Origin of the sequence: Chryseobacterium rhizosphaerae, assembly GCF_003385455.1 — a bacterium.
Lineage (GTDB): Bacteria > Bacteroidota > Bacteroidia > Flavobacteriales > Weeksellaceae > Chryseobacterium > Chryseobacterium rhizosphaerae.
This window is the reverse complement of the sequence record NZ_QNUF01000013.1, coordinates 107,276-132,220: the sequence shown is the minus strand read 5'-3', so window position 1 is coordinate 132,220 and position 24,945 is coordinate 107,276. Positions and strand designations below refer to the sequence as shown.

Genomic DNA, 24,945 nt, shown 5'->3' with positions numbered 1-24,945 from the left:
CCTACCTGCTATCACTCGATCTGCATACATACTTCTTATTTCTTCTCTTTTATTTAGATACTCATCTTATTTCTTTATCTTTTTTTTTTTTTTCACGTTACCCCCTCCACCCACTCCTACACGCGTACGATCGTCGGCAGCGTCAGATGTGTATAAGTGCCAGATATTATCCCGGGAACTATTGCAATAATAGTCAATCTACACATTATAATGGTAAAAACGAAGAGGTCATAATCCCGGATTTTTCAAAAAAAACACTGACCTTTATCTGTTAAAAATAGAGAAAATACAGGCTATTAAGAATGCTCTTTATGAACAGCGACTTAAAAAAAGCAGACTCCAAAATAAAATGATTGAGAAAATGAATAATCTTCTTTCGATCAATAAATATCATTCTTTTGAAAAGCCCGGTTTTAAACATTAAATTTGCAAAAACAAATTATTTTACTAAAATTATGAACTACCATACCAGAAAATGGGTAAAACCTGAAGATTTAAATCCTAACCATTCTCTTTTTGGAGGAAGACTTTTACAGTGGATTGATGAAGAAGCTGCTTTATATGCAATTATCCAGTTGGAAAACACAAAAGTAGTCACGAAATTTATCTCCGAAATTAATTTTGTAAGCTCTGCAAAACAGGGAGATATCATAGAAATTGGTATAGAAGCAACCCACTTCGGCTCTTCTTCGGTTACTCTTAAATGTGATGTCCGAAACAAGATGACCCATCAAACGATTATTACAGTTGATAAAATTGTAATGGTAAATCTTGATCAGGATGGAAACCCCGTTCCTCACGGTAAAACTCAAATTGAATTTGTAAAAGACAGATTAAACAGCAGTTTATGACAATCTTCATAAAAAACATGGTCTGCAACAGATGTATTTCTGCTGTTGAAGATATCTTCACCAAAGCTGATGTGAAAATAAGCTCCGTTATACTAGGCGAAGTGGAAACAGAAACTGAAATATCAGCTGACAAAATGAAGTCCATTGAAAAAGAGCTGCTCGAAACCGGTTTTGAAAGAATTATGGATTCAGCCCATCAACTGGTTGAAAAAATCAAAAACCTTATCATTGTAAAGGTCAGTGAACTTGACATTGCTGATAATTTTTTGCTTTCCGAATTTTTAAGTTCAAAGCTCCACAAAGACTATAGCGCTCTTTCCAAAACGTTTTCACAAAATGAGAATATTACCCTGGAACAATTCTTTATTCTTCAAAAAATTGAAAAAGTAAAAGAACTCCTTTTATACAATGAATTCAATCTTACCGAAATTGCTGGAAAACTGGGCTATAAAAGCGTCCAGCACCTCTCTACCCAGTTTCGGAACAGTACCGGCTTTACTCCTACTGAATTCAAGAAACTGAAAGACCATCACAGAAAACCTCTGGATAATCTTTAATGTTTGAGCGTGGGAGTGCCAGAGAGTTTAGCGCAAGAAAGAATATAAGCAGTATCGGAATAATTACCTTTCATACTTATAGGGATGAAGTTTTTCCTATTTGTCTTTTTGATAAGAATAGATATCCTCCCATCCTCTTATTCTAATACTCTCTCACTCCAATACTCCCCCGTTCTAAAACCGTCCAACCAAATTTTATAACTATTATCCTTAAATTTATAACAGCATTATTCCTCCTTTTTGGAAATTTGTAATATAAATTTAAGAATCATGGAACAACAGTATAAAATACTCGGAATGACCTGTTCAGGCTGTCAGAAAAAGATTTCCAATCAACTGAACAGCATAGATGGTGTGAAAGCCGATGTAAACCTGGAGAACAATACAGCAACAATCACCTCTGATCACAAAGTTGAACTGTCTGTTTTGAATAATGCTTTGGCCGAAATAGGAAAATACAAACTTGAAGACCCGGATAATCCGGACAAGGCTTTTGTAAAACCTCAGGATCGCGTATCTCCATCTTCAGTATATTATTGCCCGATGGAATGTGAAGGCGAAAAAGTATATTTCAAACAGGGAGAAAGGTGTCCCGTTTGTAAGATGTATTTAGTTCCTATTGAAGAAAAACTGGCAAAAGATCCCCATCACAAGCCAGCCTATTCCTCCACTCACCTTCCGGAAAATTTCAAAACCAGTGTTGGAAAACATTATTGCCCCATGTTCTGTGAAGGCGACAAAGTTTATGATGAAAAAGGTGATTGCCCCGTATGTCATATGCACTTAGAAGAAATCACTGAAGATCTTGTAAAAAATGCAGATACCCACAGTCACAGTCATCATCATTCCCACACTCATGATCACAGCCATCATCATGCAGCTCCTGCAGTAACGGATGAAATGGCAGGGAAATACTATTGTCCCATGTATTGTGAAGGTGATAAAACTTATGATTCTAACGTAGGCTGCCCTGTTTGCGGAATGGATCTGGTAAAATACCCTGAAAAGAAAACAGCAAAATATACCTGTCCTATGCATCCTGAAATCATCCGTGATGAACCGGGAGACTGCCCTATTTGCGGAATGGACCTCGTAAGAATGCCAGACAGCGGAGATGATGAGGAAGATGAAACCTACACTCTCTTAAAAAGAAAATTCATTACTTCATTGGCATTTACCATCCCCGTTTTCATTCTTTCAATGGGTGGAATGTTTATCAATTTTCCTTTTTCCCATCAGGTGCAGGGATTTATTGAACTGGCCTTGACACTTCCGGTTATGTTTTACTCCGGGTGGTTCTTGCTGAAAAGAGGCTGGGTTTCCTTCAAAACATGGAACCTCAATATGTTTAGCCTTATCGCACTGGGAGTTGCAGCTGCATTTATATTCAGTATTACAGCATTAGCTTTTCCGGATATCATTCCACATGAAATCCGTGGGCACAATCATGAAATCCCTTTATATTTCGAAGCAGTCTGTGTCATCTTAACATTGGTTATTTTAGGGCAATTGATGGAAGCCGCAGCTCATAAAAAAACAGGAAATGCCATTAAGGAATTAATGAATCTGTCACCGGATGAAGCTAATCTTATCGTCAATGGTGAGGAGAAAAAAGTTCTGCTTTCCCAGGTAAAAATCGGAGACCTGCTAAAAGTAAAACCCGGTGAAAAAATTCCGGTTGACGGTAAAATTACAGAAGGAAGCTCAATTGTAGATGAAAGTATGATCACGGGAGAGCCTGTTCCTGTGGAAAAGAATATTGATGACAGAGTATCTTCAGGAACCATCAACGGGAATCAGGTATTCATTATGAAAGCTGAAAAAGTAGGTGACGAAACCCTTCTTTCGCAAATTATAAAAATGGTAAATGAAGCCAGCAGAAGTAAAGCACCTATTCAGAAGCTTACAGATAAGGTTTCAAAAGTGTTTGTTCCGGTAGTCATTCTTATTGCGGTCCTTACCTTTTTTCTATGGCAGTTTTTTGGTCCGGAAGGAAAAAGAAGCTTATTTGCTTTCATCAATGCAGTGGCGGTTTTAATTGTAGCCTGTCCGTGTGCTCTTGGGCTTGCAACCCCGATGTCTCTGATGGTAGGAATCGGGAAAGGAGCTAAGAACGGTATCCTGATCAAAAATGCAGAGGCTCTCGAGCAAATGAATAAGGTAAATGTTCTGATCACAGACAAAACAGGAACTTTAACGGAAGGGAAACCCTCTTTGGAATATATTGAGACGGTAAACAGCGAAGACAAAAATCAAATCTTACAGTTAGCATTTTCGCTCAACCAAAATTCTGAACACCCTTTATCCAATGCGGTTATAAAAAGAGCTAAAGAAGAAAATATTGCTGCTGAAAAAGTAGATCAGTTTGAAAACATTTCAGGAAAAGGGGTGAAAGGTAAAATCAATGGGAAGATGGCTTATCTAGGAAACGAAAACCTTGTCACTTCTCATCAGATACAGATTCCGGACAGTTTAAAGCAAAAAGCCATAGAAGTACAGTCAAAAGCACATACGATCTCTTATATTGCACTGGATCAAAAAGTATTGGGCTTCATAAGCTTTACAGACAAAATTAAATTAAGCTCCAAAAAAGCAGTGGAAAGACTGATGAGCGAAGGAATTGATGTGATCATGATGACCGGGGATAATGAGCATACCGCGAAAGCAGTAGCTGATGAACTGGGAATCAAACATTTTAAAGCCAACTGCCTTCCTGAGGATAAACTGAATGAAGTAAAAAAACTACAGCAGCAGGGAAAAATAGTTGCGATGACCGGTGACGGAATTAACGACTCTCCTGCCCTTGCACAATCCAACGTAGGAATTGCCATGGGAACAGGAACAGACGTCGCTATAGAAAGTGCTGAGATTACACTGCTCAAAGGAGATATTCTGGGAGTAGCAAAAGCTAAGCTGCTAAGCGAAAAACTTCTTAAAAACATTAAAGAAAATCTATTCTTTGCATTTATCTATAATGTATTGGGAGTTCCGGTAGCGGCAGGATTATTGTATCCATTCTTTGGAATTCTATTATCCCCCATGATTGCAGCTGCAGCCATGAGCATCAGTTCCTTATCGGTGATCCTGAATTCATTGAGATTAAATTCCGTAGATCTGGATATAAAATAATAAAATGAAAAAAGAGAATCTTTACATTGGATGCTCAGGATTTTATAATAACGACTGGAAAGGGTCGTTATATCCTGAAAATGCTCCAGGTAAAGATTTTCTTTCTTTATATGCCAGGGCTTTTAATGCGGTAGAGATCAACTCTACATTTTATAGGATTCCAACGGCCAAAACTCTTTTAAAATGGTATGATGAAACTCCGGAGCTATTCAGATTCTTTATTAAGATCCCTAAAGCCATCACTCATCAGAAACGCCTTACAGAATCAAAAGAAGATATTATAAGCTTCTGTACTCATATTCAAAACAACCTGAAGGATAAGCTTTCCGGTTTTCTGTACCAATTCCCTCCTTCCTTTAAAAATACCCCGGAAAATCTTACCCTCATTCTTGATAATCTTGATTTTAATTTTTTAAATGTTATTGAATTCCGTCACGAATCATGGTGGCAGAAAGAAATATTTGATTTCTTAAAAAATATCAATACTGTATTTTCAGGAGTAAGCTTCCCCGGAAACCTCCCTGAAGATGTAGTCATTAATCATCCTGAAATAATCTATTACAGACTGCATGGGAAACCTGTTCTCTATAAATCCGAGTACAGCAATGAATTTCTTGACCATCTTGCCGCCAAACTCAAGATGAAGAAACAAACAGCCTTTATATTCTTCAACAATACCTGGGGAACTTCCGCTGTTAAAAACGCAATCTACTTACAAGAGATTTTATAATCCTTTTTAATTTCAACAATATAAACGGTACCAATTTGTTAAAATTAAATAATTCCCCACAATAGGAAGAATTATTTAATTTCAATGAAAATAGAGAAACTCTATTGTTTTCGCATTTATAAATGTTAAAAAACAGATAAAACAAAATCATAAACTTATAATCAACAGATTAATGGAAATATGCTTTAAAATAAAGTTCTTAAAATAACCTTAAAAAGAAAAAACACCTTGAATAATGGCATATAATTTGTTAACTTTTCAGTGTTATTTTTAACGATTTTTAACAATTTAATTTCCATTACCTTTATGAGAAAAATTTTTGCGGGAAAGTCAAAAAACACGACTTTTCTCGGGATGTTTGCATTGATGAGTGCAACTTCGGTTTTATTGAACAGCTGTAACTTCAAGAATGATGTGAATGAAAAGCTCAATTCACAAGAACATCCTACCGCGGAAATAGTCCCCAAAATAGATGATGAAAATATAGATCCTGATAAAAGGATCATCTACCTTACTTTTGATGACGGCCCGAACCAGGGCACAGAAAACCTGTTAAAAATCCTGAATAAAAGAAATGTATGTGCTACAGCTTTTCTTGTGGGTAAACATGCCTATGGAAGCAAAAAGCAAAAGGATGATTTTGAACTTTTAAAGCAGAATCCTCTTGTTGAGCTTGCCAATCACAGCTTCAGCCATGCCCACAACAAATACACAGATTTTTATAAGAATGCGCAGGCAGTGGTACATGATTTTGATATTGCAAAAGACAGCCTTAAACTTCAGGATAAAATTGCCAGAACTCCGGGAAGAAATATCTGGAGACTCAACAATATTAACGTAACTGATATTAAGAGCTCTACTCTTGCAGCAAACGGACTTAAAAATGCAGGCTATAAAGTAATCGGATGGGATCTCGAATGGAGACCTTCGCATAAAATGACTCTAAAAGGGAGCCATGAAGCCATGTTGAAAAAAGTAGACAGCATCTTCATTAACGACCTTGAAAAAACTTCAAGACACCTTGTTTTTCTTACTCATGATCAATACCTTAGAGATACTGACTCTATCAACGAATTAGATCTGTTTATTGAAAAGCTGCAGAAAAGCAACAAATTCGTTTTCAGAAAGATTTCACAATATCCGAAGATTAACGAAGTTTTGAACTAATATTTTTTTTTAAAAAGTATAGCCTAAAATTAATCTATAGGCAGAAACTGTCAAGTAAATTTCGGAAATTTGCATTTATGAGCATTAAAGAAAATTATCAGACAATAAAAGACCAACTTCCGGAAGGTGTACAGCTGGTTGCTGTTTCCAAAACACATCCTGTTTCAGCCATACAGGATGTTTATGATTTGGGGCAAAAAGTATTTGGCGAAAATAAAGTTCAGGAACTGATGGAAAAATCCCCTTTACTTCCTGATGATATTCAATGGCATCTGATTGGGCATTTACAGACCAACAAGGTAAAATATATTGCTCCTTTTATAGACACTATACAAAGTGTAGATTCTGAAAAATTATTATCCGAAATCAATAAAGAGGCCGGAAAGAATAACAGGATCATCAAGGTTTTGCTGCAGGTAAAAATTGCCGCTGAAGACAGCAAGTTCGGACTTGAAATTCATGAAGCTGAAAACCTTTTTAAACAGTATATTGATGGTCAATATTCTCATATCGAAATTACCGGTTTAATGGGAATGGCTACTTTCACCGATGATGAACAACAGGTGAGAAAAGAATTTTTAACCTTAAAAGGCCTTTTTGATGAATTAAATAAACTAAAATCATTGAAAATCTTATCAATGGGTATGAGTGATGATTTCCCGGTAGCTATTGAATGTGGTGCCAATTCAGTAAGAGTAGGATCGGCTATTTTTGGAAGAAGAGATTATTCAAAATAGAATTTTTAGGTACAGTTTTTGCTAATAATTGAAACAAAAAATTTAAATTTGCAACTATGCAAAAAATCCTTATAGTAGAAGACGAAAAAGCAATCTCGGGAGTACTTCACAGTATTCTTTCTGATGAACTTACCGAATATGAATTTGTTATCGCTGAAGACGGCCTTGAAGGCTACAAGCAGGTAGAAAAAGAAGATTTCGCTTTAGTGATTTCTGATATTAAGATGCCTAAGCTTTCAGGAACCGAGCTTTTGAAACAAAGTCTCGCCTTAAAGCCTGAAACTACTTTTATTATGATCTCGGGTCACGCAGATATTGATTCTGCTGTTTCCTGCCTTAAAGAGGGTGCATACGACTTCATTTCCAAACCTATTGACATCAACAGACTGATCACCAGTGTGAAAAACGCTTTGGTAAAGGAAACCCTGAAGAAAGAGAACAAAAATCTTCAGACGGAGAACAAAACATTAAAGAGAAAAGTAAATAAAAAGTACCAGATGATCGGAACCTCTCCTGCTTTGCAGAAGATTCAGGATATGATCGAAAAGGTAGCTGTTTCTGACGCCAGAGTACTGATTACAGGACCTAATGGTGCCGGAAAAGAGTTGGTAGCTCACGCCATTCACAACCAAAGTGAGCGTGCAAGGGGACCGATGATTGAGGTAAACTGTGCTGCTATTCCTTCTGAACTTATTGAATCTGAGCTTTTCGGACACGTAAAAGGATCTTTTACCGGTGCTATTAAGGATAAGCAGGGAAAATTTGAGCAGGCAAACGGAGGTACTATCTTCCTGGATGAGATTGGGGATATGAGCCTTATTGCTCAGGCTAAAGTACTGAGAGCTCTTCAGGAAAGCAAAGTTTCTCCTGTAGGAAGTGATAAGGAAATAAAAGTTGACGTAAGAGTAATTGCGGCAACCAATAAAAATATGCAGAAAGAAATTGAGGAAGGAAAGTTCAGAGAAGATCTTTACCACAGGCTTTCTGTTATAGAAATTTACGTTCCACCATTGGACGAAAGAAAAGAAGATATCAAATTATTAGTTGACCATTTCTCCGGTATGATTGCCGATGAACACGGTACTGCTGTGAAAAAATTTGATGATAAAGCTATTGAAGCGTTAAAAGCGCTTTCATGGACTGGAAATATCAGAGAGTTAAGGAATGTGGTGGAGAGGTTAATTATTCTTGGAGGAAACTCTGTTTCTGAAAGTGACGTTGCAAGTTTTGTAAGGAAATAATTGAATTATTATTTACATTATATAAAAATTTGCAGTATCCATACTGCAAATTTTTTTTTTGACTTATTTTGAATATAAACTATATGAATCTTAAAATATTATGAACTTTTTAAACAAAAAATATACGAAAGAATGCCTGACTTTGGCTCTGCCTGTTATGCTTACTCAGGTAGGGCAAGTTTCAGTAAATTTATTTGACAATATTATTGTCGGAAAACTTTTAGGAGCAGATGCACTGGCCTCTGTTTCATTAGGAAATGCCGTATTTTTCTCAATCTTTGTATTGGCACTTGGGTTTTCATTTGCCATACCTCCGTTGGTATCAGAAGCACATTCAAAGCAGGATCACGCAACCATTAACTCTGTTTTCAGTCATGGGTTTGTGATCAATATGTCCGTAGGAATTATCCTGATGGTGGTTTTACTCCTGGCAATGCCACTACTCTACCATTCCGGGCAACCCGCAAAGATCATCCCTGATACAGTGGATTTTCTAAGTATTATGGTCATCAGTATGATCCCTTTCATGGCTTTTCAGACTCTCCGTGAGGTTTCTGAAGGGCTGTCTTATACTATTGGGGTTACCAAAGCTACTATCATTGCCAATATCATCAATATTGCTTTGAACTATGTATTTATTAAAGGACTTTGGGGTTTTCCTCCAATGGGTGTAAAAGGATCTGCTCTGGCAACACTGATCTCCAGAATCTTTATGGTTGTTTTCCTTTATTTTGTATTGATTAAAGAAGAAAGAACCAAACGTTATATCAAAGATTTCTCTTTAAAAATCCAGGATTTTTCAAAGAAAATGTTCGATAAAATGATAAAATTAGGCTTACCGACTGCTTTACAGATGTTCTTTGAAGTAACGGCTTTCGCTGGGGCAGCTTTCATCTGTGGACTTATTTCCGCTCATGATATTGCTTCACACCAGATTGCCCTTAGTATGGCTTCATTTACCTTCAACTTGTGTGTAGGTTTCAGTGTTGCTTCTACGGTAATGATCGGACGAAAACTTGGTGAACAGAACTTTGTGGAATTAAGAAAAGTGGGAATCAATAATTTGAAGATCGCCTTTATTTTTATGTGCATCTGCGGATTGGTCTTTATTTTAGGAAGAAATATATTGCCTACTTTCTTTACTAAAAAAGAAGAGGTGGAAGTGATTACCCTGGCCTCAAAACTAATGATCATTGCCGCTTTATTCCAACTTTCTGACGGGATACAGGTAACGGCATTGGGAATGCTGAGAGGTTTACAGGACGTTAAAATACCTTCTATTTACACCTTTATAGCCTATTGGGTCATTACCATTCCTCTAGGCTATTTCTTCTGTGTAACGTTAGAAATGGGAGCTTTCGGAATGTGGATTGCTCTGGGATTAGGCTTAACGGTCTCAGCCGTTTTCCTTGTCAAACGATTTTTAAATATGTCTGCAAAAAGAATTAAGCAGAGTACATAAATAAAACGTATGAAAACATCAACGCAGGGCATAAAGCTCTGCGTTTTTTTATTAGATTTTGTTACATTTGCCTCCGCTAATTAATCATCATGAAAAAAATATTATTCCTGCTTACTTTATCCGCAGGATCTTTTTACCAGGGGCAAACCAATAGATTCACCTATGAACTTCAGTACCGGAAAGATGCTTCAGAAGAATACAGAAAAAATATGATGAATCTGGATATCAATCCAAAATCTGTTACATTTTATGATAAAACCTTTGCCGATTATGACTCTATAAACAAACAGGCTCATGAAGCCGTTTCCCGCTACAGTACAAAAACCGACCAGGTCATCGAAAGAAAACCCGATTCTTTCAAAAACAAATGGTACAGAGACTTTTTTGATTATTTTGTTGTAGAAACAAATGATGAAATGAAATGGAAGCTGCTGCAGGAAACCCAGCAATACAACGGCTATACACTTCAGAAAGCTACCACAGATTTTGGAGGCAGAACCTGGAACGCCTGGTTCTCCAATGATGTGAATATCAAGGAAGGTCCTTATAAATTCCGTGGACTTCCGGGGTTGATCTTTATCCTGGAAGATACTGACAAAAATTTTGTGTATAAACTGATCAACAATAAGAAACTTGATACTTATTATGATACCAAAGAATTTGTGGAAACCCATTATGGAAAACCTGCCATTCCTATAACGAACGAAAAATTCAATACATATATTGCAGATATTTACCAAAATCCTACGAGAATGTTTTCAGAAAAAATAAAAAACGGGCAAAAAGCAACTTTTAAAAATGAAAGCGTAGAATCTATCGAAGAACTTAATAAGAAAAAAGAGATGCTTCAGAAAGGCATTAAAGGACGATATATCTATATTGAAAAGGATAAGGAACCGGTATTCAAAAGTAAATAATACTTTATCTAAAGAAGCAATCGAAGCAATCCCATTATAAAACAAAATCAGTTGTTTCTTACTAAAAAAAACAACTGATTTTAATTGATATGCTTTAGGATTGTTTTCTCAAAGATTTTTGACTATTGTCAATATTTATCCAATCTTTTTCCCAAGAATCTTTAAACTTCTTTCAATTCCATCCAGAATGGCTACATTGGGAAGGGTTCCCCAATCTTCAAATCCGAAGTGTCGGAATAGCTTTAAACTGGGTTCGTTATGAAGGAAAATAAGTGCCACGAGATTATGTACTCCAAATTTTGCGGCATTATCAATACAATACTCAAGGATTGTTTTTCCATAGCCTTTTCCTCTGCAGCTTTCATCCAGATAAATGCTTACCTCTACCGTTCCGCTGTACGCAGCTCTTTCATGGAATGAGCTGAAACTTACCCATCCTATGATCTGACCTTCAGCATCTTGAACGATCCACAGCGGTCTTGTTTCAGGGTTATGCTCCTCAAACCACTCTTGCTTACTTTCCACGGAAACTTCTTCTACATCTGCAGTTACCATCCTTGAAGCAATTGTTGAATTGTAAATGGCCACAATTTTATTTAAATGAGCCCTCTCAGCATTTCTGAACTTTAATTTTTCCATTGATCTTGATTCAACTTTTCAATACAAAAATACTAAATTTTAAAAACACCCCTTAATAAACAAAGCTTATTTTCAAATTTCAATACTTAAATAAAACGAACCCCTAAATATTTTAATACAAATCTCAAAACAAACTTATATAACTTGATATTCTTCTATTTCAAATCTTTTAAAATCCTGTTTAAACTTCTTACCGTTATTCCCAGATAAGCCGCCATATCTTCTTTAGAAATTTGAATACCTTGTTTTTCCTGCATTTTTATGAGCTGGGTTAAAGTATGTTCCGTGGTGTAAAGTTGTTGATAAGAAGCTCTGCTGGAAGTATTAATAATCCGTTCTGCGAAGGATTCCAACAGTAGGTTATTCAGACGGAGATCATTTTTAATCAAGGACCTGAAAAAAGGAATACCCACTGCATAAACCTCTACTTCTGATAGGGCTTCAACACTGCATAAACAATTGGTATTTTTGATCACCTCTACTTCCCCGATAATTTCTCCGCTTCCCAAAAATTCAACAATATATTCTTTCCCGTTTTCTTCCATTAAAAAACATTTGACCACTCCTTTTTTAATCAGGATAACCCTGGAGAGCTGCTCACCCTGTACTGTTATTTTTTCTCCTCTGGAAAAAGAGTTCACGGCAATATCTTCCTTATTCTCCTGTTTTGTGTATAGATCTTCGAGATAGTTTAAAAATGTATGATTCGTTCTTAACATGCTGGTCCGGGACAAATGTCCTTGGTTGATTTATTTTTTATGCTGAATTTTGTCGACAGAAAATTACAAAACTAAAATGAATAATCACATAACAACCATTGCCTTTGATGCAGATGATACCCTATGGATCAATGAACCTTATTTTCAGGAAGCAGAAAAAGAATTCTGTGTACTTCTTGAGGACTATCTGCCGCAGCATTCCGTATCGCAGGAATTGTTTAAAACTGAAATGCAAAATCTGCATTTATATGGATATGGGGTAAAGGGATTTATGCTGTGTATGATTGAAACGATAGGCAGAGTTACCAACAACACCGCTTCCCTGCGGCTAGTGAACAAAGCCATTGAACTGGGACAGAACCTTTTGCAAAAACCTATTGAACTTCTGGATGGGGTTACAGAAACCCTCGAAAGCCTGAAAGGAAAATACAGACTGGTTGTTGCCACTAAAGGTGATCTGCTGGATCAGGAGCGAAAATTAAAAAATTCAGGATTACAGGAGTTTTTTCATCATATTGAAATCATGAGTGACAAGAAAGAGAATGATTATAAAAAATTACTGAAGCATCTTGACTGCCAGCCGGAGAACTTTTTAATGCTTGGAAACTCTATAAAATCAGATATTTTACCGGTACTTGAAATTGGAGGATCGGCAGCCCATATTCCTTACCATGTTACCTGGAGCCATGAACAGCATGATGTTAATTTAGAACATCCCAATTTCATGGAATTGGAAAGTATTGACGAAATTCTGAAATACCTCTAGGATAAGGTAATAATTCATTTATTATAATCCTGTTATACATAAAAGGAAGGCTGTTTTTCAACAGCCTTCTTTTTATTATTTCTTCAAACATTTTTCAAGGAACTGATCCTGCTCCCATAAAAGATGTAAGATATTTTCTTTCGCCTGGTATCCATGTGATTCTTTTGGAAGAAGAACCATTTTAACCGGGGCTCCCAGGTTTTTCAGCGCCTGGAAATATCTTTCTGTCTGCAATGTGAAAGTTCCCGGGTTATTGTCTGCATCCCCATGCACCAAAAGAAGTGGTGTTTTCATTTTATCTGCATTCATAAACGGAGACATGGTATTATAGATCTCCGGAATATCCCAGTAATTCCTCTGCTCACTCTGGAATCCGAAAGGTGTCAGTGTTCTGTTATACGCTCCACTTCTGGCAATACCACAGGCAAAGAGATTGGAATGTGTCAAAAGATTTGCTGTCATGAAAGCTCCATAGGAATGTCCTCCAACAGCCACTTTCTTTTTGTCGATATATCCCAACTGATCTACAGCATTGATGGCAGCATCGGCATTGGCTACCAGCTGAGGAATGAAGGTATCATTAGGCTCAGTTTTTCCTTCACCAATAATTGGGAAAGCAGCATCATCCAAAACAGCATATCCTTTTGTTGTCCAGTATACGAAAGAACCGTAATACGGGAACGTAAATTCATTTGGATTCTGGGTATTCTGCCCTGCCGTATTCTTATCTTTATATTCTGTAGGATAAGCCCAAATTAACAGAGGAAGTTTTTCTTTCTTCGCTTTTCTATCGTAATTTGCCGGTAAATAAAGTGTTCCTGTCAGAGTAACACCATCATTTCTTTTATAGGTAATTACTTCTTTATAAACATCTTTAATACTCTCAAAAGGATTGGCAAAATGAGTTACCGTTTCTGTTTTATTAGACTTAATATTCTTTTTAAAATAGTTCGGATACAAACTTGGAGATTCCTGAGTGGTTAGAATCTCTCCTTTTGAAGGATTCAGAATATCAATGATACTCTCTTTCGTATTTTTAAGGTTGGAGGTATACAGTCTCTTTTTCTTCAGTGATTTCACATCCATCTCATCAATAAAAGGATGTTGCCCATCTTTTGTAAATCCGTCCCCAATAAGATAAGCTTTACCTCCTTTCAGGTCAATAACTGATCTTCCGTATTGGTTTTTTACTCTATTAAATTTTCCCGGATCACTGTAGACATCCTGATAATTTCTGTCTTCAATTATTTTGGATTCATTGTTATTAAAATCGACAAGGAAAGATTTTGTATTTCTGGTATCATACCAGCCTTCAGAAACTACGGCATAATGATCATTGGTCCAGTTTACATCTTCATATCTCTGCTTTGTTTTGAAGAATGATTTCGGAGCGGCAGTAAACGGAGCTTCCCACATAAAGATTTCATCTCTGTATTCCGAAGCTTTAGACTGGTCTCCTCCATCAAGTGCTTCAGCAAACACCAGCGTTGAAGGCGCATCGCTTCTCCATGACAGATCTCTTTTTCCGGTTCTTACGGATGAAAAACCTTTCGGCATAATCTCATTCAGGGGAACTTCATTCACCACTTTTACAGCGTTTCCTTTTATATCGTACACCGTTGTTGTTATTGGAAATCTGCTTAAAGGAACAATATAGGAGAATGGTTTCTTAATAATGGTTGCCATTAAATAATTTCCATCAGGAGAAAAGCTTAAGCCGGTATACATATCCTGATCTTTTACTTTTTTAAGACCTCCGTTAAGATCAACACTGTATACTTCAGAAGCGGTAAGAACCTCAAAATTCTTCTCATCCTGCGGATTCTTTAAAAGATCCTGGTATGTTCTGTTCTGAGATACTTTTCCATCAGCAGTAGAAACAATAGGTCCTGTTGGAAGATCCTTGCTGGAATCAATTAAAGCAGGTCTGTTTTGAGGAAGGGTTTTAATTAATAAGCTCTGGGAATCATTATACCATACATAGGGTGATCCCAGGTTAGCATTCAAAACATCTCCTGTAATTTTTTTGGCAGTAGCTGTTTCCATGTCTACAATCCAAAGCTCCACTCCTTTAGCGGTAGTATTGGTAAAAGCCAGTTTTTTTTCATCCGGAGAGAAAGAAGTATATGTAATTTTAGCATCTGCCGGTAAATTCTTTACCTGAACCTCATTCTTATCATTAATCTTCCTGATTTTAAGATTATTCAGGTAATTGGCAGTACTTGCAATATTGGTAACGGGATTAATCCTCAGCCCTCCCAATTTCATCTCCTGCTGGCTAAGATCGCTCAGCGTCTTATAAGTGGGACGATACATAAAAACAACCCAGTCTTTTTTGTTGTTCATCAGAACACCGGGCGGCCTATCATAGTCTGCAAGTTTAAGGATTTCTGCAGAGGGTTTTTGATACGTAATATTTTCCTGTGCATCATAAAAATTGAGAAATGCCAGAAGGCAAATAGTCAGTTTTATCTTCATAAAATCATTTTTCACGAATTTAGTGATTTTTAATAAATTTTTAAACACTCACTCACAAGATCCTTTACAAATCCCACTATATCGATACTGGAAATAAAAAAAGAGCATTAAACAATGCTCTTTTATATCTATTTTTGAAATCAGCTTACCAATCTGAAGCCCGTTTTCTCTTTTCTATCATATGATCTACTGAAAACTTGCCTGCACCAAATGCCATAAGCAGAAGATACACGGAAAGATAAATAAGACTCAGCTCTCTCTTTTCAAAAGGATCTGCGCCATGAATAAAAAAGCCCGCAATAGCCATTGTAAAGATCAGAAATCCCAAAGAGATTCTTGTGAAAAGCCCTAATATCAGTAATATTGAACAAACAAATTCCGCAAATACCGTAAGAATAAGGGAAATCTGAGGCCCTAATCCCATAAAATCAAAAAATTCAATTTTACCGCCTTCCAATAGCATCTGAAGCTTTGGAAACCCATGAGAAAGCATTGCAAAACCTACAAAAACTCTCACTGCAAATAAAATAATATCTTTAAGTATTGAGCTGGAATTTGAATCAGTATAGTTCATTTACTAAAAAATTTAGACTAAGGTAATAAAAATCTTTTAATACAACGGGATTACAGCGTTTTTTAGTCTATCTGTAACCAAAGTTTTTTAAATCTCTGTCGTTCTTTCGCCAATCTTTTTTCACTTTTACGAATAAATTCAAGTGAATTTTCTTGGAAAAGAATTTTTCAAGATCCAATCGTGCTTCAGTCCCTACTTTCTTGATTGCCTCACCTTTATGCCCAATAATAATTCCTTTTTGGGTATCTCTTTCTACATAAATAATAGAATCTATAAAAATAATTCCTTCTTTTTCTTTAAACTGTTCTGTAACCACTTCTACAGAGTAAGGAATTTCTTTATCATAATTCAAAAGAATTTTCTCACGAATAGCCTCATTCACGAAAAACCTTTCCGGCTTGTCCGTATACTGATCTTTATCATAATAAGGCGGGTTTTCGGGTAGTAAAGATTTTAATTTAGGCAAGATAACCTCTGTATTGAAAGCATTCAGTGCAGAAATTGGAAGAATCTCCGCTTTCGGAATTTTATTGTGCCAGTCTTCTACTAATTTTTCAAGTCCTTCCTGTGTAGTCTGATCAACTTTATTCAGTAAAAGAAGGACAGGAACAGGAATTTTATTCAGTTTATCTATTAAAAACTCTGATGGCTCTGCTTTATCAGTAACATCTACAATAAATAAGAACACATCAGCATCCTGCAAAGAATCCTTTACAAAATCCATCATTTTTTCCTGAAGACCATATTTTGGATCCAATACTCCCGGAGTATCAGAAAATACGATCTGCAGATCATCTTCATTATAAATCCCAAAAATTCTGTGACGCGTTGTCTGCGCTTTCTGCGTTACAATCGCTAACTTCTCTCCCATCAACTGGTTAAGAAGAGTCGATTTTCCGGCATTGGGCTTTCCAACTATATTTACAAATCCTGCTTTGTGCATAAAAATATTATTACGAACTGCAAAGTTAGTAAAAACAAAATTGGTCTTAGAGTGAATCTCCATATTTAAAAAGAAAAAAGAGACTTATTTGGCTTTATGCAGCATTACAAAAAAGAATTTTTAAGGGGAACCTGATAAGAAAAATGACATTCCTCTGCTTATTGAGGCATCCGATTAATCATTAGATCAGCCAATGGACTATCATCCCAAGGATATAATACATCAAGAATTTTATCAACTTTTATTCTTCTTTATATTTCAAAAAAATTATAGGATTATTTTGCATTACATTACTTAAAACCGATACTTTTGAATATTAGAATTCATATGTATGAATATAGACCAGATTCTTGATCAGATTTACCTCCTTCCTGAAACCTCAAAAAAAAGTTTAAAAGAACATATTACCGAAGTTTCTCATCCTAAAGGTTTTTGCTTGATGGAAGCCAATAAAGTAATCCCTTACCTTTATTTTATCCGCAAAGGTATTGCCCGTGCTTATGCCAGTACTTCAGAAAATGACATTACATTTTGGTTTGGCAGTGAAGGTCAGTGTATCCTTTCCATGAAAAGTTATGTAGAGGATAAGCCTGGTTACGAGAGTATTGAACTTCTTGAAGACTGCGAATTGTACCAGCTGGAAACCGAAAGTTTAAGAAAACTGTTCAATGAGGATATCCACATTGCCAACTGGGGAAGAAAATTGGCGGAAGCTGAAATGATCAAATCTGAGGAACTGATTATTTCCAGACAGTTTAAAACATCTTTGGAGCGCTATAAAGATCTTATGTTTTATCAATCTGATTTACTCAAAAGAGTTCAGCTTGGCTATATTGCTTCTTACCTCGGAATTACTCAGGTAAGCCTGAGCCGGATACGGGCAGAGATCAAGTAGCTTAAAGAAGGAGTAAGCTACAAGTCCATCCTTTTCTTATTTCAGGTACTCAACTTTTTCATCATATTCCTCAATCCCGGAAGATTGAAATCAATTATTTAAAAAATCTATATACTTCCTTCTTCCAGTCTCCGACTTCTTTCTGTATAATATCCCCCGATCTCATTTTTTAACAATTGTAAAATTTTGTTTGCTTTAAAATTCTGAAATTTGCAGTAGAAAAATTAACAAAAATGAATTGGATCATATTAGTTATCGCAGGATTATTTGAAGTTGCCTTCGCGTCATGTTTGGGAAAGGCAAAAGAAACATCAGGAACGGAAATGTACCTTTGGTATACCGGATTTCTGATCACGATGACTATAAGCATGCTTTTGCTTATCAAAGCCACTCAGACCTTACCTATTGGAACGGCTTATGCCGTATGGACTGGAATTGGAGCTGTAGGAACAGCTTTAATGGGAATTTTCTTCTTTAAGGACCCTGTAAGCTTCTGGAGAGTATTTTTTATTGTAACGCTTATCGGTTCTGTAGTAGGATTGAAAGCTGTTTCTTCTTCACACTAAGATTCGACCTTAAAAAAGCACATAAACTTCTATCTATATTTAAAAATGGAACCGTCTTCTATATGAAGGCGGTTTCGCTTTTCTCACCCTTATTTTCAGTATTTTCATTTTAGCTTATCCATAAAAAAACCTGCCAAAGATAGGCAGGTCTTATTTATTTTTTGAAAACCAACGGTAAGATTTCGTTCTCTCTTAATCCGTATTTTTTGATTTCTTCCTGGGGAAATTTCTGAGAATAGAAATTCACTTCTGTTTCGAAACCTGCTTTTTGCAAACGATCAAAATAATCCATCCCATACCAGCGGACATGGTCATACTGCCCAAAATGTTTCTGGCGTTCTTTCGGATCTTTAATGGTAAAATCTTCATAGGTTTTTTCCAATGAATTTTTCATCGGAACCTGAAGTATTCCCCATCCTCCGGGTTTCATTACTCTGTACAATTCACTCATTGCTTTGGCATCATCTTCAATATGTTCCAAAACATGATTACAGAAGATAATATCAAAACTTTCATCCTCAAAAGGTAAGTTCAGGATATCCGCCTTTACATCTACAATCGGAGAATATAAATCCGCTGAAATATAATTCAGATTGCTCATTCTCTTAAATTTCCTTAGAAATTCCTGTTCAGGAGCAATATGCAGAACTTTATAGCTTTTAATAAAAAAATCAGTTTCATTCTGAAGGTAAAGCCACATCTGGCGGTGTCTTTCCAGACTCAGTGTTCCCGGAGAAAGAGCATTCTCTCTCTGCTTTCCATACCCGTAAGGCAGAAATTTCCGATATGACCTTCCGTCTATAGGATCAAAGAACTGATCTCCTTTAAAAAACTGATAAATAAGCGGCCTCGCCCAGATGCTCATTTTGATAAGCATAGGACGTGGAATTTTATTCAGTAAAAGTTTCGTTATTTTTTTCATTAAAAATCCAGCTGGAACTGCTTTTCTTCATCGCTTTGAATCCCTAAAGCTTCGTAAATATATTGGAATGTAGAAAGCAACACAGGTTTACCATTGATTACAGCCACATCATGTTCAAAGTGAGCAGAAGGTAAGTTATCTAAAGTAGTTACAGTCCATCCGTCATTATGGAATTTCACTTTTTCAGTTCCAAGGTTGATCATCGGTTCAATAGCAATAGCCAAACCGTCTTTAATCACTTTTCCGCTTCCTTGTCTTCCATAGTTGGGCACCTGTGGGTCTTCATGCATTTTTCTCCCTAAACCATGTCCTACAAGCTCTTTTACCACTCCATATCCTTCTTTTTCACAATGAGTCTGAATAGCATGGGAGATATCTCCGATTCTTTTCCCTCTTACACACTGTTCAATCCCTTTATAAAGAGATTCTTTACTCACCTTCAATAATTTTTTTACTTCCGGTTTTACTTCACCAATTTCAAAGGTATAGGCATGGTCTCCTACAAAACCATTCAGGATTACCCCACAGTCTACAGAAAGCACATCGCCTTCTTGTACGATATCATTGTTGGGAAAACCATGAACTACCTGATCATTCGGAGAAATACACAGTGAGTTCGGGAAACCTCCATATCCTAAAAATGCTGGTTCTGCCCCATGATCCTTAATAAAATCGTGAGCCAGTTTATCTAAATATAAAGTGTTTATTCCCGGTTTAATTTCTTTAGCCAACATTCCCAATGTTTTAGAAACCAATCGGGCACTCTCCTTCATAAGACGCAGTTCGTCTATCGTTTTTAATTGAATCATTGTTGTATAGATGTTAGATTAGATGTTGGAAGTCCGATTACAGCTTTGTAATGGTTGACTTCCCATGATCTATAAACTCTTCTGATAATACGTAGAAACTTTTAGTAATGACGTTATAATCTCGTGTTACTAAGTTCTATTCTACCAGAAAAGTCCTTTTTTCTTTTCTTTTTTTAGTTTTGAATAGGCAAGAACTTCTCTTCCTTCTACACGGAATTCTATTCTTTCCTGAATAATATTGTAGATTTCACCCCATCCAGGAAATCCTCCTAAGTTTCTGTCATCAATAAACCAGTCTGCATCCAGTTTTCTGGATTGATTTGCAGAATCGAAAACTTCTCCTTCAAAGCTTGAATTTACTGCATAAAACTCTACTCCGTTTTTTTTGCAGAATTCTACTGCTTCATCTAATGTTTTTCCGTGTCTGTATGTCCAAAGGATAAGTCTGTATCCCTCTGCCTGAAGTTTTTTTAAGGTTTCAAAAGCGAAAATTTTCGCTTTTCCAATTGCCGGATATGCATCATCTACAATCGTTCCGTCAAAGTCAACGGCAATCTTTTTATTATTTAACATTTTGTTCTTTTTTTAGCTTTGCAAAGATAAGAAATAAAAAAGAGTGCCAAAAAGAAAGGCACTCAATACTTTTATAATTTAAAAAATTCTATAGAATTTAGCTCTTCACCCAGTTAAACTGGAACTGAAGATCCGGTGTAGAAACTCTGTCTGTAATTTTCTGTAGTCTTGCAGGAAGTTTCATTAAATACTCCTGAGCTTTTTCTGCTTTTTCTGTAAGACCTTTTACGTGCTCAATTTTCCACTCATCCAACAGATCTTTCATAATATTGATATAATCATTACCTGTATACACCATACATCTTTGTGCAGCATCTGAAAAATGTCCCCAAAGTTCTCCTGCCTTTTGTCCTGACTGTCTCATCAAGTGAGCCGGCATTACAATTTTCTTACGCATCATATCTTCAAAGGCAAGAATCATTTCTGAAGGGTCAATTTCAAGAATTTTAGCCACGAAATGTTTGTATGCTTTAGCATGTCTTGCTTCATCTGCAGCAATTACACCACACATTTTAGCCAGTTTTCCGTTTCCAGATTGCTTTGCCAAAGTACCAACTCTTCTGTGAGAAATATTAGTTGCTGTTTCCTGGAAACTTGTATAAATGAAGTTTCTGTAGGGATCCATACTTGTTCCTAAGTCGAACCCGTCATTGATCAAATACTGAGTTGTGATCTCCACTTCTCTCATATTCACTCTTCCACACAGGTATAGATACTTATTCAGTAAATCTCCGTGTCTGTTTTCTTCTGCAGTCCAAGCTCTTACCCAATTCGCCCAACCTACTTTTTGTTCCTGGTTTACTCCGTCTACTCCCATCAACCAAGACTCATAAGAAGGAAGAGCCTCTTCCGTAATACAGTCTCCGATTAGAGTTACAAATAAGTCGTAAGGCATTTCACGGGCAAAAGTCTGAATTTCCTCTAAATCATGTTTAAAGTCATCGCTTGATGGATCTGGCAGGTAATCGGAAGGCTGCCAAATTTTTTCAATTGGCGTTAAAAATTTATCAAGAAAAGAACCTACTTCCTTTTCCAATATTCCCATTACTTCTTTCCTAACAAGCTTTTGATACATTTTACTATTCAGTTTTTAATTAACAAAGATATGATTTATTTATTATTTAACGCATAATAAAGTATGCAAGTCATACCTTATCTGATATATATCATAAAAAATGCCACTATATCATTATAACGGCATTTTTTTATGAATATTATTGAATTTTAACTAATCAAAACCTCTCCTGTCATAGCATCCGGTATTTTCACACCCATTACATTAAGGATGGTAGGCGCTACATCACCCAGTTTACCGGGTTTTAAATTCCAGGTATTGTCTTTATCCATGACGATAAAAGGGACAAGGTTGGTAGAATGCTGTGTGTTTGGAGTTCCATCAGGATTGATCATTACATCCGAGTTTCCGTGGTCTGCCAGTATAAAAACAGCATATCCGTTTTCATAAGCAGCTGTTGCCACTTTTTCAATGCACTGATCTACTACCTCAGCAGCTTTTACAGCAGCTTCAAAAACACCTGTATGACCTACCATATCTGTATTGGCAAAATTCAGGCAAACGAAATCCGCAGTTCCATTTTCTAATTCCGGTACAATAGCATTGGTAATATCATAGGCTGACATTTCCGGCTTTAAATCATAGGTAGGAACATCTTTTGGGCTTGGACAAAGTAATCTTCTTTCTTCCTTAAACTCTTCCTCCCGTCCTCCCGAGAAGAAAAAGGTAACGTGAGGATATTTTTCCGTTTCAGCAATTCTGATCTGAGATTTTCCGTTTTTCTCCAGTACCTCTCCCATTGTTTCTGTTAACACATTTTCGTCAAAAACAACCTGAACATTCTGGAATGTTTTATCGTAATTCGTCAACGTAATATAATAAAGGTTGAGTTTACGCATAGAAAAATCCGGAAAATCTTTTTGTGAAAGAACTTCTGTAATTTCTCTTCCTCTGTCTGTACGGAAATTGAAACAGATCACGACATCATTATCTATAATCTTCGCTACCGGTACTACATTTCCTGTAGCTGTAGTATTCACTAAAATAATAGGCTTCAGGAATTCATCCGTTACATTATGATCATAAGAATCTTTAATAGCGGCCAGGGCATCTGTAGTCTCTAATCCTACTCCATCCACAAGAGCATCATAAACTAATTTTACACGCTCCCATCTCTTATCTCTGTCCATTGCAAAATATCTTCCTACTACTGTGGCTAATTTCCCTGTAGTAGCTTCCATATGCTTCTGAAGCTCATCTATAAATCCCAGTCCTGAATGTGGATCACAGTCCCTACCGTCTGTAAAAGCATGAACAAATACATTTTCGTTCAACCCGAATTCTTTGGCAGCAGATAATAATCCTTTTAAATGATTGATATGGGAGTGTACTCCTCCATTGGATACCAATCCTATAAAATGTATTTTTTTATTCTCTCTTTTTGCATATTCAAAAGCATCCTGGATCACTTTTTCCTGTCCCAATGTTCCGTTTTCAACGGCCATATTGAGTTTTACCAGGTTTTGATACACTACTCTTCCGGCGCCCAGATTCATGTGGCCTACTTCAGAGTTTCCCATTTGTCCTGCAGGAAGTCCCACTGCTAAACCACTTGCTTCAAGTGTTGTGTGTGGAAATTTTTGATAACAGCTGTCTATAAATGGTGTATTTGCTTTATCTATGGCAGAAACATTTGGGTTGGTTCCCAATCCCCATCCGTCAAGGATTGCCAGTATTGCTTTTTTCGACATTTTGTATAACTTTTGTACTACAAATTTACCTAATTTCCTATGAATAGAAGAATTTGAAGGCTCGAATTTTATTGATTATTGATCATCAGGATGATATTGCACGTAATCCAACCATGTCAAGGTTTAAAACCTTGACATGGTGTATTAAATAATTCGGAAAATGATCAGATGAATTTCTATCGAATGAAAAAAGATCATTTTTATCATAAAATTTCAGCTTCAATTCCCTTCATAAATCCGTAAATCTTTTTAATTTTGCGGTATGGATTTACGAGATCAATTGAAGAATCTTTTTCCTGATCATGATGAGCAGGATTTTGAAATGCCTGAAGAACAGTTCAAGCAGAAAGAACCTTTGGTATGCAAGTTTGAAAAAAAGGGAAGAAACGGAAAGCCTGTAACAATTGTTGAGGGTTGGGAAGGCAGTGAAGAAGACCTGAAGAAAATTTCAAAGAAAATAAAAACCACCTTAGGAATAGGCGGTTCTGAAAAGGATGGGACAATTATCATTCAGGGTGATAACCGTGATAAAATCATGAGTATCCTTAAAGATATGGGCTATAAAACCAAACGTGTTGGCGGATAGGTTTAGAAATAAACCTGAGCTTCCGGCAATAAGGTTTTTAATTGTTCGATTTTAGATTTCTCTATAGGGTTTCCTATAAGAATCAGTGTTTTAAGATTTTTTAAGTGTTTAATTTCTACAGGAATATCTGTCAGGTTATTATGAGCCAGATTCATGCTGACTATATTTTTTAATCCTTTTACTTTGGATGAAATCTCGGTAATATGATTATCACTTACATTCAGAAATTCCAGATGCTGAGATTTATATAGATTTTCCGGTAATTTTGTAATGGCATTCTGCTGAAGTTCAAGATATTTTATATTCCTGGGAAAAGACAGATTTCCAAGATCATTGATCTGATTATCAGAAAGATTTAAAAATTTCAGATTTTTAATCTGATCCAGACGGTCTCTAATAAAACTGATCTGATTTCCCTGGAGATTGATTTCTTCTAATGTAGGAATTTCCATCAATGCTTCCGGAAAAACATTCAGGTTATTGGCATCAAGATGAATGGCTTTTAAATTTTGAAGTTTGGCTACATTAGGATTAACGCTTGTCAGGCTATTCAAATTGATAGAAAATGTAGTGAGCTTTGTAAGTTGGCCAATTTCATCCGGAATATATTTAATACTGTTTTCATTAACATTCAAAATCTCCAGTTCTTTGAGTTCAAACAGCTCCTGATCCATTTTTTCAAATTTATTACCCATTATATTCAGAAAAAATATTGAATTCAGCCGGGTGATCTGAGGAGGCAGATTAAATAATCCTTTTTCCCTGAAACTCATACTGTAAACTACTTTTTTGCTATTTAAAGCATCTTCAATATTCGTGAAGGTAGGATATTTAACGGGATCGATCTGGGCCTTTGCCAGAACGAGAGAGAAAATGGAAATAAACAGTATCGATTTTTTCATAGATAAAAATGTCCGC

The 24,945-nt window shown here is 36.2% G+C and carries 24 protein-coding genes; 13 read left to right on the top strand and 11 right to left on the bottom strand.

Features of this window, described 5'->3' with window-relative positions; genetic code table 11:
* Positions 1–455 precede the first annotated feature (455 nt).
* From DRF57_RS13020 to DRF57_RS12980, 9 genes are all read left to right on the top strand, one after another.
* Entirely contained in the window at positions 456–851 is a 396-nt protein-coding gene (locus DRF57_RS13020) for an acyl-CoA thioesterase (RefSeq protein ID WP_115918873.1), read from the top strand.
* Entirely contained in the window at positions 848–1,408 is a 561-nt protein-coding gene (locus tag DRF57_RS13015; protein ID WP_115918871.1) for a helix-turn-helix domain-containing protein, read from the top strand. Before DRF57_RS13020 ends, DRF57_RS13015 begins: the two co-directional genes overlap by 4 nt.
* Before the next feature lie 270 nt (positions 1,409–1,678).
* A complete protein-coding gene (locus tag DRF57_RS13010; RefSeq protein ID WP_115918869.1) occupies positions 1,679–4,537 on the top strand; it encodes a heavy metal translocating P-type ATPase in 2,859 nt (952 codons plus the stop codon).
* Positions 4,538–4,541: 4 nt separating this feature from the next.
* A complete protein-coding gene (locus DRF57_RS13005; protein WP_115918867.1) occupies positions 4,542–5,267 on the top strand; it encodes a DUF72 domain-containing protein in 726 nt (241 codons plus the stop codon).
* A 306-nt stretch (positions 5,268–5,573) separates the two neighbouring features.
* Complete coding sequence (locus DRF57_RS13000; RefSeq protein WP_115918865.1) at positions 5,574–6,434, top strand: polysaccharide deacetylase family protein; 861 nt, start codon at positions 5,574–5,576, stop codon at positions 6,432–6,434.
* A 77-nt stretch (positions 6,435–6,511) separates the two neighbouring features.
* A complete protein-coding gene (locus DRF57_RS12995; protein ID WP_115918863.1) occupies positions 6,512–7,171 on the top strand; it encodes a YggS family pyridoxal phosphate-dependent enzyme in 660 nt (219 codons plus the stop codon).
* 56 nt (positions 7,172–7,227) lie between these two features.
* The gene (locus tag DRF57_RS12990; RefSeq protein WP_047495656.1) at positions 7,228–8,412 is read left to right on the top strand and encodes a sigma-54-dependent transcriptional regulator; all 1,185 of its coding nucleotides are present in this window, start codon (positions 7,228–7,230) and stop codon (positions 8,410–8,412) included.
* Between the two features lie 100 nt (positions 8,413–8,512).
* Positions 8,513–9,874 (top strand): MATE family efflux transporter, encoded by a 1,362-nt coding sequence (locus DRF57_RS12985; RefSeq protein ID WP_115918862.1) that lies wholly within the window; start codon positions 8,513–8,515, stop codon positions 9,872–9,874.
* A gap of 89 nt (positions 9,875–9,963) precedes the next feature.
* Positions 9,964–10,791, top strand: coding sequence for a GLPGLI family protein (locus DRF57_RS12980; protein WP_084083982.1), 828 nt, complete (start codon positions 9,964–9,966; stop codon positions 10,789–10,791).
* 135 nt (positions 10,792–10,926) lie between these two features.
* Here the strand turns inward: DRF57_RS12980 and DRF57_RS12975 are convergent, their stop codons facing one another.
* Complete coding sequence (locus tag DRF57_RS12975; RefSeq protein WP_115918860.1) at positions 10,927–11,430, bottom strand: GNAT family N-acetyltransferase; 504 nt, start codon at positions 11,428–11,430, stop codon at positions 10,927–10,929.
* 155 nt (positions 11,431–11,585) lie between these two features.
* On the bottom strand, positions 11,586–12,149 hold the full coding sequence (locus DRF57_RS12970) for a Crp/Fnr family transcriptional regulator (RefSeq protein ID WP_084083978.1): 564 nt from the start codon (positions 12,147–12,149) through the stop codon (positions 11,586–11,588).
* Between the two features lie 76 nt (positions 12,150–12,225).
* Here DRF57_RS12970 and DRF57_RS12965 point away from each other — a divergent pair, with 76 nt between their 5' ends.
* A complete protein-coding gene (locus DRF57_RS12965; RefSeq protein WP_115918858.1) occupies positions 12,226–12,915 on the top strand; it encodes an HAD family hydrolase in 690 nt (229 codons plus the stop codon).
* Positions 12,916–12,990: 75 nt separating this feature from the next.
* On the opposite strand, the gene DRF57_RS12960 is transcribed toward DRF57_RS12965, so the two are convergent.
* The 3 genes from DRF57_RS12960 to era form a co-directional block, all read right to left on the bottom strand.
* Positions 12,991–15,393: an alpha/beta hydrolase family protein gene (locus DRF57_RS12960; RefSeq protein WP_115918883.1), complete on the bottom strand. Its 2,403-nt coding sequence runs from the start codon at positions 15,391–15,393 to the stop codon at positions 12,991–12,993.
* A gap of 145 nt (positions 15,394–15,538) precedes the next feature.
* On the bottom strand, positions 15,539–15,967 hold the full coding sequence (locus tag DRF57_RS12955) for a DoxX family protein (protein WP_047495680.1): 429 nt from the start codon (positions 15,965–15,967) through the stop codon (positions 15,539–15,541).
* Between the two features lie 67 nt (positions 15,968–16,034).
* Positions 16,035–16,910, bottom strand: coding sequence for a GTPase Era (era, locus tag DRF57_RS12950; protein WP_047495683.1), 876 nt, complete (start codon positions 16,908–16,910; stop codon positions 16,035–16,037).
* A gap of 331 nt (positions 16,911–17,241) precedes the next feature.
* On the opposite strand from era, the gene DRF57_RS12945 reads away from it, so the two are divergent.
* Together DRF57_RS12945 and DRF57_RS12940 are read left to right on the top strand one after the other, a co-directional pair.
* The gene (locus DRF57_RS12945) at positions 17,242–17,805 is read left to right on the top strand and encodes a Crp/Fnr family transcriptional regulator (protein ID WP_115918856.1); all 564 of its coding nucleotides are present in this window, start codon (positions 17,242–17,244) and stop codon (positions 17,803–17,805) included.
* Between the two features lie 233 nt (positions 17,806–18,038).
* Positions 18,039–18,371 (top strand): DMT family transporter, encoded by a 333-nt coding sequence (locus tag DRF57_RS12940; RefSeq protein WP_027375222.1) that lies wholly within the window; start codon positions 18,039–18,041, stop codon positions 18,369–18,371.
* Between the two features lie 154 nt (positions 18,372–18,525).
* On the opposite strand, the gene DRF57_RS12935 is transcribed toward DRF57_RS12940, so the two are convergent.
* The 5 genes from DRF57_RS12935 to gpmI all read right to left on the bottom strand — a co-directional run bounded on the left by DRF57_RS12935 (position 18,526) and on the right by gpmI (position 23,441).
* The gene (locus tag DRF57_RS12935; RefSeq protein ID WP_047495689.1) at positions 18,526–19,293 is read right to left on the bottom strand and encodes a class I SAM-dependent methyltransferase; all 768 of its coding nucleotides are present in this window, start codon (positions 19,291–19,293) and stop codon (positions 18,526–18,528) included.
* Entirely contained in the window at positions 19,293–20,102 is an 810-nt protein-coding gene (gene map / locus DRF57_RS12930; RefSeq protein WP_115918854.1) for a type I methionyl aminopeptidase, read from the bottom strand. The genes DRF57_RS12935 and map overlap by 1 nt, the downstream gene beginning before the upstream one ends.
* A gap of 141 nt (positions 20,103–20,243) precedes the next feature.
* Complete coding sequence (locus tag DRF57_RS12925; protein ID WP_047495696.1) at positions 20,244–20,675, bottom strand: BT0820 family HAD-type phosphatase; 432 nt, start codon at positions 20,673–20,675, stop codon at positions 20,244–20,246.
* Positions 20,676–20,772: 97 nt separating this feature from the next.
* Positions 20,773–21,750, bottom strand: coding sequence for an acyl-ACP desaturase (locus DRF57_RS12920; RefSeq protein WP_047495699.1), 978 nt, complete (start codon positions 21,748–21,750; stop codon positions 20,773–20,775).
* 149 nt (positions 21,751–21,899) lie between these two features.
* Positions 21,900–23,441, bottom strand: coding sequence for a 2,3-bisphosphoglycerate-independent phosphoglycerate mutase (gene gpmI, locus DRF57_RS12915; RefSeq protein ID WP_115918852.1), 1,542 nt, complete (start codon positions 23,439–23,441; stop codon positions 21,900–21,902).
* Positions 23,442–23,703: 262 nt separating this feature from the next.
* Here gpmI and DRF57_RS12910 point away from each other — a divergent pair, with 262 nt between their 5' ends.
* Positions 23,704–24,027, top strand: coding sequence for a translation initiation factor (locus DRF57_RS12910; RefSeq protein WP_047495705.1), 324 nt, complete (start codon positions 23,704–23,706; stop codon positions 24,025–24,027).
* A gap of 2 nt (positions 24,028–24,029) precedes the next feature.
* Here the strand turns inward: DRF57_RS12910 and DRF57_RS12905 are convergent, their stop codons facing one another.
* Positions 24,030–24,929 carry a leucine-rich repeat domain-containing protein gene (locus DRF57_RS12905; RefSeq protein WP_047495708.1) on the bottom strand — a complete coding sequence of 300 codons (900 nt, stop codon included), beginning with the start codon at positions 24,927–24,929 and terminating at the stop codon, positions 24,030–24,032.
* Positions 24,930–24,945 lie beyond the last annotated feature (16 nt).